This window comes from Streptomyces sp. RP5T, assembly GCF_003933965.1.
Classification (GTDB): domain Bacteria; phylum Actinomycetota; class Actinomycetes; order Streptomycetales; family Streptomycetaceae; genus Streptomyces.
In genome coordinates this window covers 1-20,300 of sequence record NZ_RSAJ01000104.1, presented here as the reverse complement: position 1 = coordinate 20,300, position 20,300 = coordinate 1, and the positions used below count along the sequence as shown (strand labels likewise).

12 protein-coding genes are annotated in these 20,300 nt (G+C 71.4%); 9 read left to right on the top strand and 3 right to left on the bottom strand.

The annotated features are described in order from the left end of the window. The first annotated feature begins 26 nt into the window (after nucleotides 1–26). Nucleotides 27–1,472 carry an aldehyde dehydrogenase family protein gene (locus tag EHS43_RS14005; RefSeq protein WP_125191099.1) on the top strand — a complete coding sequence of 482 codons (1,446 nt, stop codon included), beginning with the start codon at nucleotides 27–29 and terminating at the stop codon, nucleotides 1,470–1,472. Between the two features lie 157 nt (nucleotides 1,473–1,629). Here the strand turns inward: EHS43_RS14005 and EHS43_RS14000 are convergent, their stop codons facing one another. Then, nucleotides 1,630–4,485, bottom strand: a complete 2,856-nt coding sequence (locus EHS43_RS14000; protein ID WP_125191098.1) for a glycoside hydrolase family 3 C-terminal domain-containing protein — start codon at nucleotides 4,483–4,485, stop codon at nucleotides 1,630–1,632. Nucleotides 4,486–4,811: 326 nt separating this feature from the next. On the opposite strand from EHS43_RS14000, the gene EHS43_RS13990 reads away from it, so the two are divergent. The 8 genes from EHS43_RS13990 (at nucleotide 4,812) to EHS43_RS13955 (ending at nucleotide 16,407) form a co-directional block, all read left to right on the top strand. Beyond that, a complete protein-coding gene (locus EHS43_RS13990; protein ID WP_125191097.1) occupies nucleotides 4,812–6,503 on the top strand; it encodes an extracellular solute-binding protein in 1,692 nt (563 codons plus the stop codon). Further along, entirely contained in the window at nucleotides 6,503–7,564 is a 1,062-nt protein-coding gene (locus EHS43_RS13985) for a sugar ABC transporter permease (protein WP_125191096.1), read from the top strand. The genes EHS43_RS13990 and EHS43_RS13985 overlap by 1 nt, the downstream gene beginning before the upstream one ends. Next, nucleotides 7,561–8,487: a carbohydrate ABC transporter permease gene (locus tag EHS43_RS13980; protein WP_125191095.1), complete on the top strand. Its 927-nt coding sequence runs from the start codon at nucleotides 7,561–7,563 to the stop codon at nucleotides 8,485–8,487. The genes EHS43_RS13985 and EHS43_RS13980 overlap by 4 nt, the downstream gene beginning before the upstream one ends. A 125-nt stretch (nucleotides 8,488–8,612) precedes the next feature. Next, complete coding sequence (locus EHS43_RS13975) at nucleotides 8,613–10,805, top strand: sialidase family protein (RefSeq protein ID WP_125191094.1); 2,193 nt, start codon at nucleotides 8,613–8,615, stop codon at nucleotides 10,803–10,805. Further along, nucleotides 10,802–12,784, top strand: a complete 1,983-nt coding sequence (locus tag EHS43_RS13970; RefSeq protein ID WP_125191093.1) for a beta-galactosidase — start codon at nucleotides 10,802–10,804, stop codon at nucleotides 12,782–12,784. The genes EHS43_RS13975 and EHS43_RS13970 overlap by 4 nt, the downstream gene beginning before the upstream one ends. Next, complete coding sequence (locus EHS43_RS13965) at nucleotides 12,781–15,003, top strand: glycoside hydrolase N-terminal domain-containing protein (protein ID WP_125191092.1); 2,223 nt, start codon at nucleotides 12,781–12,783, stop codon at nucleotides 15,001–15,003. Before EHS43_RS13970 ends, EHS43_RS13965 begins: the two co-directional genes overlap by 4 nt. A 37-nt stretch (nucleotides 15,004–15,040) precedes the next feature. After that, nucleotides 15,041–15,751 carry a hypothetical protein gene (locus tag EHS43_RS13960; RefSeq protein WP_125191091.1) on the top strand — a complete coding sequence of 237 codons (711 nt, stop codon included), beginning with the start codon at nucleotides 15,041–15,043 and terminating at the stop codon, nucleotides 15,749–15,751. Between the two features lie 35 nt (nucleotides 15,752–15,786). Then, nucleotides 15,787–16,407, top strand: a complete 621-nt coding sequence (locus tag EHS43_RS13955; protein WP_125191090.1) for a chorismate mutase — start codon at nucleotides 15,787–15,789, stop codon at nucleotides 16,405–16,407. Between the two features lie 75 nt (nucleotides 16,408–16,482). Here EHS43_RS13955 and EHS43_RS13950 read toward each other — a convergent pair whose 3' ends face one another. After that, complete coding sequence (locus tag EHS43_RS13950; RefSeq protein ID WP_125191089.1) at nucleotides 16,483–18,531, bottom strand: TIM-barrel domain-containing protein; 2,049 nt, start codon at nucleotides 18,529–18,531, stop codon at nucleotides 16,483–16,485. Nucleotides 18,532–18,664: 133 nt separating this feature from the next. Continuing rightward, nucleotides 18,665–19,678 carry a LacI family DNA-binding transcriptional regulator gene (locus EHS43_RS13945; protein WP_125191088.1) on the bottom strand — a complete coding sequence of 338 codons (1,014 nt, stop codon included), beginning with the start codon at nucleotides 19,676–19,678 and terminating at the stop codon, nucleotides 18,665–18,667. Between the last annotated feature and the right edge of the window lie 622 nt (nucleotides 19,679–20,300).

Genomic DNA, 20,300 nt, shown 5'->3' with positions numbered 1-20,300 from the left:
CGCCCTCCCGGCCCTACCGTGGGGGCATGACTTCCACCCACGCCTTCTGGCTCGCCGGCCGCCGGGTCACCGGCGAGGACACCTTCGACGTCACCTCCCCGTGGGACGGCCGGCTGGTCGGCAAGGTCGCCGTGCCGGACGACGCGCAGATCGAGGAGGCCGTGGCCGCCGCGTACGCCGTACGGGACGAGTTCGCCGCCACTCCCGCGCACGTCCGCGCCGCCGCCCTCGACCACGTCAGCCGCCGGCTCGCCGAGCGCACCGAGGAGATCGCCCAGCTGATCTCGGCCGAGAACGGCAAGCCTGTCAAGTGGGCCCGGGGCGAGGTCGGGCGGGCCGTCTCCGTGTTCCGCTTCGCCGCCGAGGAGGCCCGGCGGTTCAACGGCGGTGAGGCCCAGCGCCTGGACACCGACCTCGGCGGCCAGGGCCGTCTCGCGCTGACCCGGCGCTTCCCGAAGGGGGTCGTGCTCGGGATCGCGCCCTTCAACTTCCCGCTCAACCTCTGCGCCCACAAGGTCGCCCCGGCGATCGCGGCCGGTGCGCCGATCATCCTGAAGCCGGCCCCGGCGACCCCGCTGTCCGGGCTGATCCTCGGCGAGCTCCTCGCCGAGACCGAGCTGCCCGCCGGCGCGTGGAGCATCCTGCCCGTCCCGAACGACCGGATGCCCGCCCTCGTGCAGGACGAGCGCCTGCCCGTGATCTCCTTCACCGGTTCCGAGAAGGTCGGTTACGCGATCATGGACTCGGTGCCCCGCAAGCACTGCACCCTGGAGCTGGGCGGCAACGGCGCGGCGGTGGTGCTCGGCGACTACGCCTCCGACGCCGACCTCGACTGGGCCGCGACCCGCATCGCGACCTTCTCCAACTACCAGGGCGGCCAGTCCTGCATCTCCGTGCAGCGGGTGATCGCCGACGCGTCGGTGTACGACCGGCTGCTGCCGAGGATCGTCGCCGCCGTCGAGGCCCAGGTCACCGGCGACCCGGCCGACGACAAGACCGACGTCGGCCCGCTGGTCAGTGAGGACGCGGCGGTGCGCGTCGAGGCGTGGGTGAAGGAGGCCGTCGAGGCGGGCGCCACCCTGCTCACCGGCGGCGACCGCGACGGCGCCTCCTACGCGCCGACCGTTCTCGCCGACGTCCCGGCGGACACGACCATCTCCTGCGAGGAGGTCTTCGGACCCGTCCTCACCGTGCAGAAGGCGGACGGCGAGGAGGCGGCCTTCGCCGCTGTCAACGCCTCCAAGTACGGCCTCCAGGCAGGTGTGTTCACCCACGACCTGCAGGCCGCCTTCCGTGCCCACCGGGCCCTTGAGGTCGGCGGTGTGGTCGTCGGTGACGTGCCCTCCTACCGGGCCGACCAGATGCCCTACGGCGGCGTCAAGCAGTCCGGTGTGGGCCGCGAGGGTGTGCGGTTCGCGATGGAGGACTACACCTACGAGCGCGTGCTGGTCCTGACCGGCCTCGCCCTCTAGGGATCCCTCTGGAAATCCCTCCAGGGATCCCTCTGGTAAATGGGAACCATTTTCATGTAGTGTTGCGGCAGCGACGCTGACCCGCCGCCCCGAAGGGGCCCGGCACCGATGCCTTCCGGTGCCGGGCCCCTTCTTGTGCGTCGGCCGGTCCGGACCCTCAACCGGAGAAGCCGACGTGCGCGAGCCGCAGCGGGCCGCGCAGTCTGAGGTGCACGTCGCGCACGCCCTCGGCGGCGATCCCGGCGCCGAGGGTGGTGTAGTCGTACGGTCCGGCGTCGGACTCCGCGACCTCCCAGCCGGCGAGCGCCGCGCCACCGTCCAGGGACAGCTCCACCGAGCCCGCGCCGGACACCGTCACGGTCACCTCGGTGATGCCGTCCCCGAAGTCGCAGTCCCGGTAGACCAGTTCACCGGCCCGGCCCCCGGCGGCCGTCACCGCGTCGCCCTCCGTCCGTGTCCGGTCGACGATCTCGACACCGCTCTGCTCGTCGAAGTCCGCGCCGTTCAGGCCCCGTCGGAGCACGGGACGCGGTGCGCCGGGCTCGCCGTCGAGCAGGACCGTCGTCCGCAGCCGGACGTCCTCGCTGGAGGCGCCGGCCAGCAGCTCGTACGGTCCCGGCTCCAGCCGCCACCGGCCCCGCGCCACGTCCCAGAACTCGAAGGCGTGCAGCGGGACTTCGAAGGACAGCTCCTCCCGGGCTCCCGGGGCCAGGGTCACGCGCCGGTGGGCCAGCAGCTCGCGGCGCGGGCGGGGCAGTGTCGGGTCGATCGCGCGGGAGTAGAGCTGGGCGACCTCGTCGGCGTTGACGTCACCGGTGTTCGTGACCGTGAACGACACGCGGACCGTGGTGCCGTCGGTCCGCGCCTCCAGGTCCGCGTACGAGAAGGACGTGTAGGAGAGCCCGTGGCCGAACGGGAACAGGGGCGTGCCCTCGAAGTACAGGTAGGTCTGGCGGCTGCCGATGACGTCGTAGTCGAGGAGGCCGGGCAGGTCCGCGTCGCTCTCGTACCAGGTCTGCGGGAGGCGGCCCGCGGGGGAGACGTCCCCGGCCAGGACGCGGGCCAGCGCGGTGCCGGCCGCCTGGCCGCCGTGAGCCGTCCACAGGGCCGCAGCCAGGCCGGACGTGTCGACCGCGTACGGGTAGGCCGAGACCAGCGCCAGCACGGTCCGGGGGTTCGCCGCGCGCGCCGCCCGCAGCAGCCGCTCCTGATGGGCGGGGAGCCGCAGGGAGGCGCGGTCCTCGGTCTCGCGGCCGTTGATGTGCGGGTCGTTGCCCGCGACGACCAGGACGGCGTCGGCGTCGGAGGTGACCCGGGTCACGGCGTCCTCGCCGCGTTCGACGATGATCAGCTCGAAGGTCTCCGGCTCCGCCCCGGGTTCCGCGTTCTCGTCGGCAACCTTCACTCCGTCCGCGGCGACAGTGACGTGGCGGCCCGTGCCGATGTGCCTGAGGAGGTGACCGCTGCCGTGCTGCTCCAGGCGGAAGGTCTCCTGGACGACCCAGCCTCCCGGCTGGTCGGCGGAGGCGCGCAGGTAGCCGTCCTCGGCGACGGACACGTAGCGGCCGTCGGGGGCGCGGAGCGTGAGGACGCCCTCGTCCCAGTCGATCAGCGCGAACTCGGTGCCGGTCGCGTCGGTCGTCAGCGGGGGCAGGTCGGTGCGGCCGGCGAGGAGCGCCGGGTCCAGGGCGCCCTCGGCGCCGCGCACCTCGTCCTCACCTTTCTCGGAGGCCAGCACGTGCAGAAACGTCCCGGCGGAGGTCTTGAGCCGGACCCGGTCCACCCCCTCCGCGAACTCGACGCGCTCGGCGCCGAACCGCTCGTACATCCCCTCCAGCGGGGTGGAGCGGTGGATGAGCGTGCCGCTGTACCAGTCGAGCTTGCACTCGTCGGCGAGCAGACCGACCACGGCGAGCCGGCTGCCGGGGGCGAGCGGCAGCACACCGTCGTTCCTGAGCAGCACGACCGCCTGCTCCGCGGCCTCCAGGGCGAGCGCGCGGTGCTCCGGGGTGTCGAAGTCCGTGACGTCGGCGTACGGGTCGTGGTCCGGGTCGAACTCGCCGAGCCGGAAGCGGACCGAGAGCTGCCGGCGGACCGCGGTGTCGATCTCGGCCTCGGTCAGCAGGTCCCGGTCGAGGGCGCCCCGGATGCGCGCGGTCATCTGCGAGCTGTCGGTGCCGTGGTCGGTGAAGCTGTCGACGCCGGCCCTGAGGGAGGCCGCGGTGGCCTCCTCGTGGGTGTCGAAGTAGTGCTCGTGGTCGACCAGGTTGGAGGGCGCCCCGGCGTCCGAGCAGACCAGCAGCTCCTCGTCGGTCCAGGCGCGCAGCTGCTCGCGCAGATACGGCGAGACGTGGTTGGGGCGGCCGTTGACCAGGTTGTACGCCGGCATCACCCCCGCCACCGCGCCCGCCTCGACCGCCTCGCGGAAGGCCCGCAGGTCGTACTCGTGCAGCACGCGCGGCCGCACCGAGCTCGACGAGGTGGCGCGGTCCGTCTCGTTGTTGTGGGCCAGCCAGTGCTTGAGCACCGGGGCCGTGCGCCAGTACGAGGGGTGGTCGCCGCGCAGCCCGCGGGTGTAGGCGACGGCGATGGCCGAGGTGAGCTTCGGGTCCTCCGAGTAGCCCTCCTCGTTGCGGCCCCACAGCGGATGGCGGAGCAGATTGACCGTGGGCGCCCAGATGTTGAGGCCGACCCTCTCGTCGCGGGCGCGCATCGCCCGGACCTCCTTGGACACCGCCTCGCCGACACGTCGTACGAGATCGGTGTTCCAGGTGGCGCCGAGGCCGACCGCCTGCGGGAAGACCGTCGCCGGCCCCATCCACGCGACGCCGTGCAGCGCTTCCTGGCCGGTGCGGAACGCGGCGATGCCGAGCCGTTCCACGGCGGGCGTGAACTGGTGCAGGAACCCGATCTTCTCGTCGAGGGTCAGCCGCGACAGCAGGTCGTCGATGCGCTTCGCGAACGGCAGGTGCGGATCGCGGAACGGCGGGGTGAGCGGCGGGTGTGCGGTCACGTGGGGATCCCCTTGGGATGGATCGGTGTGATGCTTTCGAAGCGCTTCGATGCTCATTCGACATCGGGGTGGGTGTCAAGGGATCGACACCGTCACTTCAAGCGGTGCATAAGAAAAGGTCACCTCCCGTACCGCGGAGGAATCTTGGGAACGACCCTTGTGCACCCCGGGGGGTTCACTTAACCTCACAGCAACATCGAAGCGCTTCGACTACGGATTCCGTCGCACGGCCGAAGCAGCGCTTCAGCTCAGCCAGTTCCACTCAAGACACCGCAGCCGACGGCTCCACCGCCGGGTGTCCTGGTGCGCCATGAAGGGTTGACGCAATGACGCCGAACGCCGCTTCCCCCTCCTCCGGCCCCTCCGGGCCGAGCCGGAGAAGTTTCCTCGCCTCGACCGCGGTCGCCACCGCCGCCGTCGCGGGCGGGATGCCGCTGCTTGCCGCCTGTGGGGACTCGGGCGGAGGCGACCGCGAGGGGGCCACGTCGGGCAAGGCCGCGGACAAGCTGCTCCCGGCGTTCGTCGCCAGCACGGTCGCGAGCCCCGACCTGCCGTCCAAGAACGGCTCGGCCGCCGGGTACACCGGGAAGGTCGACCTCGCGGCCCTGAAGGCCTCGGTCCCGGAGAAGCTCGGCACCGGCGCCCCCTTCAAGATCATGTCCCCGTTCTGGGGCTCCCCGCCGAAGGCCGGCTGCGCCTACTACAAGGCCCTCGACGCCGCCGCGGGCACCAAGATCACCTGGCAGAACCAGGACGGCAACACCTACGGCCAGAAGCTCGGCGCCGTGCTCGCCTCCAGCTCCATACCGGACATGGTGGTCGTGCCGAGCTGGGAACTGGTCGGCAAGATCTCGAACGCCGTCACCGCGAAGTTCATGGACCTCGGCCCCTACCTCGCGGGCGACAAGATCAAGAAGTACCCGAACCTGGCGGCGATCCCCTCCGACGCCTGGCGCATGGGCATCTTCGGCGGTGCGCTGCGCGGCATCCCGATGCCCACCGCCACCGCGAACTGGATCGCGCCCCTGTACCGCAAGGACGTCTTCGACAAGAAGGGCTACGCGGTCCCCAAGTCGGCCGACGAGTTCATGAGCTGGGCCAAGGACGCCACCAGCGCCAAGGCCAAGGTGTGGGCCTGTGACGGCAACCTGACCTGGTCGGCGTGGAGCTTCTTCGGCGTCCGCGGCTCCGGCCCGATCGGCTGGGACATGGGGTCCGACGGCAAGCTGACGTACCGCATCGAGCAGCCCGAGTACCTCGAAGCCCTGGAGTGGGTCCGCAAGGTGTTCGACGCGGGTCTGGTCCACCCCGACGACAAGGCGCGCTCGGGTGACGCCGGCCAGCGGTTCACCTCCGGGCAGATCCTGGTCTGGAACACCAACATCGCCGACTGGTACGGCAAGGTCTCCGAACAGGCCCAGTCCAACCCCACCCTCAAGATCGACGCCATGGACCTCTTCGGCGCGGACGGCGGCAACCCGACGCTGTACGCCTCCTCGCCCGCCTCCATCTGGTCGCTGATCCGCAAGGGCGCCTCGAAGACGACGGTCGAGAACGCGCTGGCCGCCGCCAACTTCTCGGCCGCGCCCTACGGCACCAAGGAGCGGATGCTCGTCGACTACGGCGTCGAGGGCACCCACTACACGGTCAAGGACGGCGTCCCGGTCAAGAACGACCTCGGCAACTCCGAGGTGCTCAACGCCTGGGTGATGCTGGCCGCGCCGGCCGCCTACTACGCCCACCCCGACTTCCCCGAGGTCGCCCGCAAGCAGGTCGAGTGGCAGCAGCGCATGGGCGCCTTCATGAAGAAGACGGCCACCTTCGGCATGAACATCGTCGAGCCGAGCCGCTACGCCAACCTCTCCAGCCAGTTCGAGCAGCTGGAGATCGACTACGTGCGCGGCAACCGCAAGCTCTCCGACGTACAGGCCGCCATCTCCACCTGGAAGTCCTCCGGCGGCGACAAGCTGCGCGACTGGTACAAGCAGCTCATCGACAAGAACGGCAGCGGCGCCTGATGTCCCTCACGGCCGGGAGCAGGCCCGACGGGACACGTCCCCCCACGGCCGTCGAGGAACCGGCGGCCGCGGTCGCCACCGCGGTGGCCGTCCCGGCGAAGGGGCGGGCGCCGCGCAAGGCGGCTCGTGCGGGCAAGGTCCCCTTCCGGGTCCGGCTGCGGCGCGACCGCACGCTCATCCTGATGACGCTGCCCGTGATCCTCCTGCTCCTGCTCTTCAACTACGTCCCGCTGCTGGGCAACGTCGTCGCCTTCCAGGACTACGACCCGTACATCTCCAGCAACGGCGTCACCGCGATCTTCCACAGCCCCTGGGTCGGGGTGGAGCAGTTCTCACGGATGGTCGACGACCCGCTGTTCTGGGACGCCGCCAAGAACACCATCGTGCTGTTCGTGCTCCAGCTGGTGCTGTTCTTCCCGATCCCCATCGCGCTCGCGCTGCTCATCAACAGCGTGATCCGGCCCCGGGTCCGGGCCGTGGCACAGGCGATCATGTATCTGCCCCACTTCTTCTCCTGGGTCCTGGTCGTCACCGTGTTCCAGCAGATCCTCGGCGGCGCGGGCATCATCGCCCAGACCCTGGAGGACCACGGCTGGAGCGGCTTCGACCTGATGACCGACGCGGGCCTGTTCAAGTACCTGGTCACCGCGCAGGCCGTCTGGAAGGACGCCGGCTGGGGGATCATCGTCTTCCTCGCCGCGCTGGCCGCCGTCAGCACCGACCTGTACGAGGCCGCGGCCATGGACGGCGCCGGGCGCTGGCGCCGGATGTGGCACGTGACCCTGCCCGCCCTGCGCCCGGTGATCGCGCTGCTGCTGGTGCTGAGGGTGGGCGACGCGCTGAGCGTCGGCTTCGAGCAGTTCCTGCTCCAGCGGGACGCGGTCGGCGTGGGGGCCAGCGAGGTCCTCGACACCTACGTGTGGAACATGGGTATCCAGAACGGCGACTTCAGCTACGCGGCCGCGGTCGGCCTCGTCAAGGGAGTCATCGGAGTGTGTCTCGTCCTGGCCGCGAACAGGTTCGCGCATCTGCTGGGCGAGCAGGGGGTGTACCAGAAATGAGCCTCAACACGCAGCTCGTCCGCAGCCTCAAGGCACCTCCCCGGCCCGCGTGGGAGGAGGAGCCCGGCAAGGCGGGACTCACGGCGAAGGGCGGCCTGCTCCTGCTGTGCTGCCTCGGCGTGCTCGGTCCGCTGTGGATCGTGATCGTCACCAGCCTCTCCCCGAAGCCGGTGATCGATCGGGTCGGCGGCCTCGTCGTGATCCCGCAGGGCATCACCTTCGTCAACTACACGGAGCTGCTCAGCGGTGGCCAGGTCAGCCGGGCGATCATGGTCTCGGTCGGGGTGACGCTCGTCGGCACGCTGTTCTCGATGGCGGTGTCGGTGCTGGCGGCCTACGGGCTGTCACGGCCGGGCAGCCTCGGGCACCGGTTCTTCCTGATGACCATGATGGCGACCATGTTCTTCGGGGCCGGCCTGATCCCGACCTATCTGCTGGTGCAGTCGCTGGGGCTGACGGACACCTATCTGTCGCTGATCCTGCCCAGTGCCGTCAGCGTCTTCAACATCCTGGTGCTGCGGGCCTTCTTCATGGGGATCTCGCCCGAACTCACCGAGTCGGCGCGGATCGACGGGGCCGGGGACATGCGGATCCTGCTCACCATCATCATGCCGCTGTCCCGGGCCGTGCTGGCCGTCATCTCCCTCTTCTACGCGGTGGGTTACTGGAGCGCCTGGTTCAACGCGTCGATCTACCTGAGCGACCAGGACATGATGCCGCTGCAGAACGTGCTCATCCAGCTGGTGCAGAAGCACACGGAGGCACCCACCGGGTTGCAGCAGGCGGTGCGGACGGGGCAGTTGTCGGCGCTGGGGTTGCAGATGGCCGTCATGGTCCTGGCGTTGATCCCCGTGGCGGTGGCTTCTCCGTTCGTGCAGCGGCATTTCAAGAAGGGCATGCTCACCGGCGCGGTGAAGGGCTGACCGTCCGCCAACCCGCGAGGGTGGTTCTGACGGACGGCGGCCGCGGGTCGTTCGTGGCCGGGCGCGCAGTTCCCCGCGCCCCCAGGTAGATGTCTCCCCCCTTTCCGATCAGCGAGGTGTGTGTCATGTGCGCGTCCGGGCCCAGTCGTCGTGCCGTTCTCTCGGTGACCGCTGCCGCTGCCGCGGTCACCGTCGTGCCGGCCTTCCCGGCGGCCGCCGCGGCCACCGGCTCCGCCGCCCCCTCCTACCGCTGGCGCCAGGTCGTCATCGGGGGCACCGGGTTCGTCACCGGTGTGCTCTTCCACCCCCGGGTGCGGGGACTCGCCTACGCCCGTACCGACATCGGCGGGGCCTACCGGTGGGACGAGCGCGGAGCGCGCTGGACCGCGCTCAACGACGATCTCGGGTGGGACGACTGGAACCTCCTCGGTGTCGAGGCCATGGCCGTCGATCCCGCCCACCCCGACCGCGTCTACCTCGCGCTCGGCACCTACGCCCAGCCCTGGGCCGGCAACGGCGCCGTGCTGCGCTCCGAGGACCGGGGCGCCACCTGGGCCCGGACCGACCTCTCCGTGCAGCTCGGCGGGAACGAGGACGGCAGGGGGACCGGGGAGCGGCTGCTCGTCGATCCCCGGAACAGCGACACCCTGTGGCTCGGCACCCGGCACGACGGACTGCTCAAGTCCACCGACCGGGGCGCCACCTGGGCGGCGGCGAGCGGCTTCCCGGGGACGCCGAGCGGCAGCGGTCAGGGCGTCACCCTGCTCGTCGCCGCCGGGCGGGTCCTCTACGCCGGCTGGGGCGACTCCGACGGGACCTCCGCCAACCTGTACCGCACCTCCGACGGCACCACCTGGGAAGCCGTCCCGGGGCAGCCCTCCGGGGCCTTCGCGAAGGTGCCGATCCGGGCCGCCTACGACTGCCACACCCGCGAGCTGTACCTCACCTACGCCGACGCCCCCGGACCCAACGGACAGTCCGACGGCAGTGTGCACAAGCTGGCCGTCGCCACCGGCACGTGGACCGACGTCACACCGGTGAGGCCCGGGGGCAGCGACACCTTCGGGTACGGGGGCGTCTGCGTGGACGCCCGCCGCCCCGGCACCGTCGTCGTCTCCACCAACAACCGCTGGTCGGCCGTCGACACCCTGTACCGCACCACGGACGGCGGCCGCACCTGGACGTCCCTCAAGGACTCCGCGGTCCTCGACGTCTCCGAGACCCCCTTCCTCACCTTCGGCGCCGACGAGCCCAAGTTCGGCTGGTGGATCCAGGCACTCGCCGTCGACCCGTACGACTCCCGGCACATCGTCTACGGCACCGGTGCCACCCTCTACGGCACCCGGGACCTCCGGCACTGGGCCCCGCAGATCCGCGGCCTGGAGGAGACCTCCGTGCGTCTGCTGATCTCGCCGCCGACCGGGGAGGCGCACCTGCTCAGCGGTCTGGGCGACATCGGCGTGATGTACCACGAGCGGCTGACCGCCTCACCCTCGCGTGGGATGGCCTCGAACCCCGTCTTCGGGTCCGCGACGGGACTCGCCCAGGCCGCCGCCAAGCCCTCGTACGTCGTCCGCACGGGCTTCGGCGACCACGGCAACGGCGCCTTCTCCCACGACGGCGGCAGGACCTGGGCGCCCTTCGCGACCCAGCCGGACCTCGCCAAGGACGCCCCGGGCCCGATCGCCGCCAACAGCGACGGCAGCGTGCTGCTGTGGACCTTCGTGCACTGGGACGGCACCAAGTACCCCGCCCACCGCTCCACGGACAACGGGGCGACCTGGACCGAGGTTCCCTCCTTCCCGAAGGGCGCCGCACCGGTCGCCGACCCGGCCGACCCGGCGCGCTTCTACGCGTACGACACCGACACGGGCACGCTCCACATCAGCACCGACGGCGGCCTCACCTTCAGCGCGGGCGCCGGCGGGCTGCCCTCCGGGGACGCCCAGTTCGAGCTGGTCGCGGCGCCCGGACGCACCGGCGACCTGTGGCTCTCGGCCAAGACGAACGGGCTCCACCGCTCCACGGACGGCGGCGCGAGCTTCACCGAGGTCGCCACCTGCTCGGCCTCGCACACGCTCGGCTTCGGCAAGGCGGCCGAGGGTGCCGGCTACCCGGCGCTCTACATGGTCGGCTCCACCGGGACCGGCACCGCCGTGCACCGCTCCGACGACGAGGCCGGAAGCTGGGTGCGGATCAACGACGACCAGCACCGGTGGGGCTGGATCGGCGAGACGATCACCGGCGACCCGCGCGTGTACGGCCGCGTCTACATCGCCACCAACGGCCGGGGCATCCAGTACGGGGAGCCGGCATGACACCGGGACTCCAGGACGTCACCCGCGGCCGCATCCTCTACGGCGGCGACTACAACCCCGAGCAGTGGCCCGAGGAGACCTGGCCGGAGGACGTCCGGCTCATGAAGGCCGCAGGCGTCAACTCGGTCACCCTCGGCGTGTTCTCCTGGGCGAAGCTCGAACCCCGGCCGGGGGAGCGGGACTTCGGCTGGCTGGACCGGCTGATGGACCTCCTGCACGAGAACGGCATCGGGGTCGTCCTCGCCACGCCCACCTCCTCGCCGCCGCCGTGGATGGGCCACCTGCACCCCGACACGCTCCCCGTCACCGAGGACGGCCGCACCGAGTACTGGGGCGGGCGCCAGCACTTCTCGCACTCCAGCGCCACCTACCGGCGATACGCCGCCGCCATCACCGAGGACCTCGCCGCCCGCTACGGCGGCCACCCGGCCCTCACCCTGTGGCACATCAACAACGAGTACTGCACCTACGACTGGAGCGACGAGGCCGCCGCCCGCTTCCGGACCTGGCTCCAGGGCCGCTACGGCAGCCTCGATGCCCTCAACTCCGCCTGGGGCACCGCCTTCTGGAGCCAGGGCTACGGCGACTGGGCCGAGATCCACACCCCCCGCCAGGCCCACTACATGAAGAACCCCACCCAGGTGCTGGACTTCAAGCGGTTCACCTCCGACATGCTCCTGGAGTGCTGCCTGGCCGAGCGGGATATCGTGCGCCAGGTGACCCCACATATCCCTGTGACCAGCAACTTCATGCCGCTGTGGGTGGGCCAGGACGGCTGGCGCTGGGCCGAGGAGGAGGACGTCGTCTCCGTCGACCTCTACCCCGACCCGCGTGACCCCCTGGGGGCCCAGCAGGGCGCCCTCGTCCAGGACCTGACCCGCTCGCAGGCCCGCGGACCCTGGATGCTCATGGAGCAGGCCGCCGGGCCGGTGAACTGGCGGGGCGTGAACCACCCCAAACCCCGGGGCCTGAACCGGCTCTGGTCCCTCCAGGCGGTCGCCCGCGGTGCCGACGCCGTCTGCTACTTCCAGTGGCGCCAGTCCCGGCAGGGCGCGGAGAAGTTCCACTCCGGCATGGTCAGCCACGCCGGCGAGGAGGGACGCACCTACCAGGAGATCAAGCAGCTCGGCGCCGAGCTCCGGTCGCTGTCGTCGCACGTGACCGGCAGCCATACCGCCCATCACATCGCCGTCCTGCACGACTGGCACGCCTGGTGGGCCGGCGCCCAGGACGGCCGCCTCTCCAGCGAGGTCGACCACGCGGACGTCCTGCGGGCCTGGCACCGCGCCCTGTGGGAGGCCCACCTCACCACCGACTTCGCCCACCCCGAACACGACCTCACCGCCTACCGGGTGGTCGTCGTGCCCCAGCTCTACGCCCTCACCGACACGGCGATCGACAACCTCCTCGCCTACGTCCGCCAGGGCGGCACCCTGGTGTCCGGATTCCTCACCGGCATCGCCGACCAGGATGACCGGGTGCGCCCCGGTGGCATGGACGCCCGGCTGCGCGAGCTGTTCGGCATCCGCACCCTGCACGAGTGGTGGCCGCTGGAGGCGCGCGAGCACGCCGAGTGCGACGGCCCCTCGGGCGGATTCCGGGGCACCCTGTGGTCGGAGGAGATCGAGAAGACCGCCGACGCGACGACGGAGGCCGCCTACCAGGGCGGTGAGCTCGACGGCCTGCCCGCCGTGCTGCGCAAGGAGCGCGCCTGGTACCTCTCCACGCTCCCCGAGCTGGACGCGCTGCGCGCCCTGCTCGCCCGGATCGCCGCCGACGCCGGTGTCCGGCCGGTCCTGGACGCACTGCCCGACCGGGTCGAAGCGGTCCGCCGCGGCGACCTGCTGTTCCTCCTCCACCACGGGCGCGATCCGGTCACCGTCAGCGTGCCGGGCACCCACCACGACCTGCTGACAGGGGCCACCGTCACCGACGAGGTGGTCCTGGGACGTTACGGAGCGGCGGTGCTCAAGCCATGACCGAAGGACCCGCGCACGGCAGCTGGGAACCCCGGCCGGCCGCCCGCTGGGAGGACGGCTTCCTCAGCGGCAACGGCCACCACGGCGCCCTCCTCTTCGGCGACCCGGAGGACGAGCGGCTCGTCGTCACCCACCACACCCTGGTCCGCCCCAACGGCTCCGAACACGCCCGTCCGCCCCACCTCGCCGCCGAACTCCCGGCGCTCCAGGACAGGTTGCTCGCCGGTGAACTCGACGCAGCCGAAGGCTTCACCGACGGCCGCCCGCTGCAGTGGGTGCAGCCCTTCCACCCCGCCTTCGAGATCCGGCTGCGCCGCCCGCGCACAGGCACCTCCGGATACCGCCGGTCCGTCGACTTCACCACCGGCGTCCTGCACACGGAGGGCGAGCAGGGGCGCGGCCAGGTCTTCGTCTCCCGCGCCGACGACGTCATCGTCCAGCACGTCGAGGCGGCGGACCTGGTCGTCGCGCTCGACCACCGGCTCCCGGGCGCCCCGCACACCCTGAGGGTCGGCCAGGGCGTCGTCCGCGCCGGCGACGGGGCCCTGCTCACGCTGCGCGTCCGCTACCCCGACAGCGACCGCCGCTACACCGGCATCACCCTGGTCGTCCCCACACGCGGCGGCCGCACCACGCTCACCGCGCCCGGCGCCCACATCACCGGCGCCGAGTCCGTCCTGCTGCTGACCCGCGTCGTCCGCCACACCGGCGAACTGGACACGGCACCCCACGTGGCGGCCCTGCGCGACCTGGTCCCCGAGCCCGAGACCGCATCCGAGGCGGAGTCCGCGGCCGACGCGTACGCCCGGCTCCTGGACCGGCACGTCGCGCTGCACCGCCCCGCCTACGAACGCGTCACCCTCGACCTCGGCGCCGACCCCGCCGAACGCTCCCTGCCCGGCTCGCAGCTGCTGGAGAGGCCGGACAGCCCGGCGCTCCTGGAGCGTCTCTTCGCCGCCGGCCGCTACCACCTGCTCTCCGCCAGCGGCCTCTTCCCGCCCCGGCTCACCGGCCTGTGGACCGGCGACTGGGACACGGCCTGGTCGGGGGCGTTCACCAACGACGCCAACGTCAACCTCCAGACCGCGTCGGCCGCGTGCGCCGCCCTCCCCGAGGTCACCGAAGCCCTCGCCTCCCTGATCGACCGCCAGATCCCCGACTGGCAGGAGAACGCCCGGGAGATCTTCGGCACCCGGGGCGTGGTGGCCCCACCGCACTCCGACGGCGAGTCCGGGCTGACGTACCACTTCGAACGGGAGTACCCGCTGCACCTGTGGACCGCGGGCGCCGACTGGCTGCTCAAGCCGCTCGTCGACCACGACGAGACCCGCGGCGCACAGGACCCGCGCACGGCCCACGCCCTCGCCGAAGTCGCCCAGTTCTACGAGGACTTCCTCACCCGCACCGACGCCGACGGCCATCTCGTCGTCGTTCCCTCCTACTCGCCCGAGAACCGCCCGGCGAACGCCAGCTGGGGCGCCATCAACGCGGCCATGGACCTCTCGGCCGCCCGGCACGCCCTGCGCACGGCCGCCGCCTACCACCCCGAGAAGGCGGAAGGCTGGCTGGCCCTCGCCGACCGCCTCCCGCCCCACCGGATCAACGCCGACGGCGCCCTCGCCGAATGGGCCTGGCCCGGTCTCGACGACACCTACGACCACCGTCACCTCAGCCACCTCTACGGCGTCTGGCCGCTCGACGAGATCACCCCCTACGACACCCCCGACCTCGCCAGGGCCGCCCACCGCGCCCTCGAACTGCGCGGCTCCGAGAACGACTCGGCCCACGGACACCTGCACCACGCCCTCGTCGCGGCCCGGCTGCGGGACGGGGAACGGGTCGCGCACGCGCTCGGCCAGGTCCTGGGCGGCGACTTCTTCCACGCCTCGCTCATGAGCGCGCACTACCCGCGCCGGGACGTCTACAACGCGGACGCCGCCCACACCCTGCCGGCCGTCGTCGTCGAGATGCTCGTGCAGTCGACCCCCGACCGGCTGGTGCTGCTCCCGGCGGTGCCCGCCGACCTTCCCCGAGGTGCGCTGCGGGGCGTCCGCACCAGGTTCGGGGCCGAACTCGACCTCACCTGGACCCCCACCGAAGCGACCGCGGTGCTGCGCCCCACCCGCACCCACCGCGTCGAACTGAGGACTTCCTCCGGCGCCGAGCCCCTCGAACTCGTCGCAGGAGAAGACCACGTCCTCCGTCTGGAGGCGTGGTAACCCCCCGCATTTCCCCCCACCCATGGAAAGGGACACCATGGCAAGCACCCTGCGCAAGATGACCATGGCCGTACTGGCCCCGGCGATGGCCCTCGGCGCCACCGTCGGCCTCGCCTCCGCCCCCGCGTCCGCCGCCGTCTGGAACTCCTGCGACCAGTGGGGCAGCACCAGCCTGAACGGCTACACGCTCTACAACAACATCTGGGGCTCGGGCGCCGGCAGCCAGTGCGTCTGGGCCAACTCCGGCACCAACTGGGGCGTCTGGGCCGACCACCCCAACACCGGCGGCATCAAGTCCTACCCCGACTCCAAGAAGGTGATCAACAAGTCGATCACCTCGCTCGGATCGCTCTCCAGCAACTACAACGTCACGGTCCCCTCGTCCGGCGCGTACAACACGTCGTACGACATCTGGGACACCGACTACGACTACGAGATCATGCTCTGGGTCAACAAGACCGGAGCCGTCGGCCCGCTCGGCAGCTCGCAGGGCAACGTGACGCTCGGCGGCCACACCTGGACCGTCTACAAGGGCACCAACGGCGCCAACGAGGTCTTCTCCTTCGTCCGCACCTCCAACTCCAGCTCCGGCACGGTCAACATCCTCCCGATCCTGAAGTGGATCAAGGACACCAAGGGCTGGTTCGGCAACGAGACCATCGGCGACGTGCAGTTCGGCTACGAGATCACCAGCTCGTCCGGCGGACTCAACTTCACCACCAACAACCTGACCGTGAGCAGCAGTTGACCTGATCGTGGGACAGCGTCGGGTTTGATGGGGACATGCGTACCACCACCCCCCTCCGACGTGCCCTGATCACCGTGACCGCGACCGCGGCCGTCGCTCTCGCCGCGACGGGTCCCGCGGCCGCGGTGCCGGTCTCCGGCACGCCCGCGGCCCCCCGCGCCGCCGCCCCGGACCTCTCCGTCCTGCACCCGGTCGTCGAGCTCGCCTCCGCCCGCCTGGCCACCGCCGACCTGGTCGCCGCCGCCAAGTGGGGCACCGACAGCCCTGTCGACGACCCCGTCCGTGAACAGCAGGTCCTCGACAACGTGGCCGCCCAGGCCCAGCAGCTCGGCGCCGACCCCGACGAGATCCGGGTCGTCTTCCGCGACCAGATCGAGGCCAACAAGATGGTCCAGCGCGGGCTGTTCCAGCGGTGGACCGACCACCCCGACCAGGCGCCGACGACCAGGCCCGACCTGAGTGTCGTACGGCAGGAGATCAACCGGATCACCGGTGCGCTGGTGCAGGCCCTCGCCGACTCCTCCGCGGCCCGCGGCACCTTCGCGTGCCGCCCCGAGCTGGCTCTGGCGGCTTTCCAGGTCCACCACGAGGACCACTTGGACACACTGCACACCCGGGCACTCGTGCGCGCCCTGCCCTCCGTCTGCCGCAACTGACGAAGCCCCCGCGCCCCTTCGGGGGCGCGGGGGCCTGCGCGACCGGCCCCGGCGAAGCCGCAGCCGGCGAACGGCCTACTGCGCCTCGTCCCGAATCGGCAACCGCGCCCCGTCCCGCAGGAACAACGGAATACGGTCCAGCGGCGCGTCGACCGTCACCGTTGTCCCACCGGCGTAGGTCTCCCCGGTCCACGCGTCGGTCCACTCGGCTCCCGCCGGAAGATACGCGGTACGGGCCGTCGCGCCGGCGGTGAGCACGGGCGCGACCAGGAGGTCCGCCCCGAAGAGATACGCGTCGTCGACCTTCCACGCCGCCTGGTCCTCCGGGAACTCCAGGAACAGCGGCCGCATCGGAGTCAGCCCTTCCTCGTGGGCCTCCCGCATCACCCGAAGGACGTACGGCTTCAGCCGCTCGCGCAGCCGCAGGTACTTCTCCAGGATCGCGCCGGCCTCCTCGCCGTACGACCACACCTCGTTGGGTCCCCCGGTCATGTCCGGGCCCAGCGGCATGCCCGGGTCGCGGAAGCCGTGCAGCCGCATCAGCGGGGACAGGGCGCCGAACTGGAACCAGCGGACCATGACCTCGCGGTACGCCGGGTCGTCCGGGTCGCCGCCGTGGAAGCCGCCGATGTCGGTGTTCCACCACGGGATGCCGGACATCGCGGTGTTGAGGCCGGCCGCGATCTGGACCCGCAGCGTCGGGAAGTCGGTGCCGATGTCACCGGACCACAGGGCGGCGCCGTAGCGCTGACTGCCCGCCCAGGCCGAGCGGTTGAGGGTGACGACCTCCTCCCCGGCGGCGCCGAGACCCTCGTGGAAGGTGCGGGAGTTCTCGGCCGGGTACATGTTGCCTACCTCCAGGCCGGGCCCCGCCCAGTAGCGCAGGTTCTCCTGGAAGCCCGGCTTGAGCTCCGGCTCGCAGGCGTCCAGCCAGAACGCCGTGATGCCGTACGGCTCCAGGTAGTTCTCCTTCACGCGCGACCACAGGAACTCCCGTGCCTCCGGGTTCGTGGCGTCGTAGAAGGCGACCTGGACGGTCGAGGCGACCCCCTTGTCCGGCCAGTCGGCGTGCGCCATCGGACCGTACTGGGTGCCGATGAAGTACCCGCGCTGTTCCATCAGGGCGTGGTTCTCGCTGAGCGGCGACACCGACGGCCAGACGCTCACCACCAACTTGATGCCCAGCTCCGCCAGTTCACGGACCATCGCCGCCGGGTCGGGCCACTCGGCCGGGTCGAACTTCCACTCGCCCAGGTGCGTCCAGTGGAAGAAGTCGCAGACGATCGCCGAGATCGGCAGCCCCCGGCGCTTGTACTCCCTTGCCACGGAGAGGAGTTCGTCCTGGGTGCGGTAGCGCAGCTTGCACTGCCAGAAGCCCGCCGCCCACTCGGGCAGCATCGGCGTACGGCCGGTCACCGCGCTGTAGCGGCGCTGGCCGTCGGCCGGGGTGCCCGCGGTGATCCAGTAGTCGATCTGGCGGGCCGAGTCGGCCACCCAGCGGGTGCCGTTGTGGGCGAGCTCCACCCGGCCGATCGCCGGGTTGTTCCACAGCAGGGTGTAGCCGCGGCTGGAGGCCAGGACCGGGATGGCGACCTCGGCGTTGCGCTGGATCAGGTCGACGACCAGGCCCTTCTGGTCCAGCTGGCCGTGCTGGTGCTGGCCGAGACCGTACAGCTTCTCGTCGGCGTAGGCGGCGAAGCGCTGTTCGAGGCGGTGGTGGCCGTTGCCGACCGCGGTGTACAGGCGCGAGCCGGGCCACCAGAAGTGGGCGCGGGCCTCCGCGAGGAGCTCGGCCGAGTCCTCGGTGCGCAGGAACCGGAGCTGCCCCTCGGCGTCGACGTGGACCGTCAGCGCGCCCACGGTCAACCGGGCTTCCCCGTCGGTGATCTTGACCGTGCTCTCGGTGGCCGGCGGCTCGTCGAGCAGGGCGCCCGGCAGGCCCTCCAGGACCGGCCCGCCCAGCCGGGCGCGTACCCGCACCGCGTCCGGGCCCCACGGCTCGACACGGACGGTCTCCTGGCGCCCGCTCCACTCCAGCGCGCCGTCCCGCTCCCGGAACGTACCGACGGTGGGGGACGACTGCGCGAGACTGACCTTGGGCTGGATTTCGGCAGGCTGATTCACGAGGAGTGCTCCTGATGGAATGCAGACAGGAAGGAGTGCAGGCAAGAAGGAATGCAGACAGGGGCGTGCCGCACAGGAGCGGTACGCGGGGTGCGTGGTGTCAGTGGGTGCGCGGTGTCCGGTGGGGGAGGCGTCAGGACACCGAAGGTGCCGGGCCCGTGCTCGCCCGGACCGTCAACTCGGGCTCGATCAGGACGACTTCGTCCTCACCGCGGCCCTCCAGCTTGGCGACCAGCCGCTCCAGGGCGTGCCGGCCCATCTCCTGGGCGGGGATGGCGACCGACGTCAGCCGCACCGAGGCCTGGACGGCGACCTGTTCGGGGCAGATGGCGACCACCGAGACGTCCTCGGGGATGGCCCGGCCCTGCTGGCGCAGCAGCGCGAGCAGCGGCTCGACGGCCTGTTCGTTCTGGACGACGAAACCCGTGGTGGACGGGCGCTCGTCGAGGATGCGGGCGAGGGTCACGGCCATCGCGTCGTACCCGCCGTCGCACGGCCGGTGCAGCAGCCGTACGCCCAGCTCCTGGGCGCGCGAGCGGAGTCCGTCCAGGGTGCGCTCGGCGAAACCGGTGTGCCGTTCGTACACCGCGGGGGCCTCGCCGATGACAGCGATGTCGCGGTGACCGAGTTTCGCGAGGTGTTCGACGCACAACGCGCCGGTGGCCCGGAAGTCGAGGTCCACGCAGGTCAGTCCGGAGGTGTCGGCGGGGAGGCCGATGAGTACGGACGGCTGGTCGGTGCCGCGCAGCAACGGCAGCCGCTCGTCGTCGAGTTCGACGTCCATCAGGATCATCGCGTCGGCGAGCCCGCTGCCGGTGACGCGGCGCACGGCGTCGGGACCCTCCTCGCCGGTGAGCAGCAGGACGTCGTACCCGTGGGTCCGCGCGGTGGTGGCCACCGCGATGGCGATCTCCATCATCACCGGCACGTACATGTCGGTGCGCAGCGGGATCATCAGCGCGATGATGTTCGACCTGCTGCTGGCGAGGGCGCGGGCGCCCGCGTTCGGGTGGTAGCCGAGCTCGCGGATGCTCTCCTCGACGCGCTGCCGGGTGCTCGTCGAGATGGACCGCTTGCCACTGAGGACATAGCTCACCGTGCTCGCCGAGACTCCGGCGTGCTGGGCGACCTCGGCGAGGGTGACCATCCAGCTCTCCAAGCTTTGTGAAGCGCTTCGACAGTGCGCAGTACGAACAGGTGTGGGTGGGGGTGGTTCGACAGTAGCTCCCCCGGGAGTGGGTGTCCATAGGTTGTCGAAGCGCTTCGACAGAGACTCTCGGGCCTTCTCCGCGCGAGGGAGGCGCCCGCGCCGACGGACCCGGTCCGGCCTGGCCCTTCACCGTCTCGGCGCAGTGCGACTCCCTGCCTACCACGACCCGGCCGCGGGCGACCACGGAACGGACGCGACGGACGCCAGGAGCGCGTCACGCGCGGGGACGCCGGGGCCGGCGCCGGCGGCCGGCCACCGGACCGCATGGCGTCCACATCGGCCGAACGGCCGCACGAGGGGTGGTGACCTCGCCCCGGATCAGGTACATACGATCGGGTAGCACCCGTCGGTAACCATACGGCCCCCAAGATCCCGATTCACGACGAGGTGAGCCTGATGTCCGCACCGTCCACCCAGCCCGTCGTCACCGAGCGCGAGGCCCGCGAGGTGGCGGAGGCCGCCCGCGAGCAGGACTGGCGCAAGCCCAGCTTCGCCAAGGAACTGTTCCTCGGCCGGTTCCGGCTCGACCTCATCCACCCCCACCCCATGCCCCCCGAGG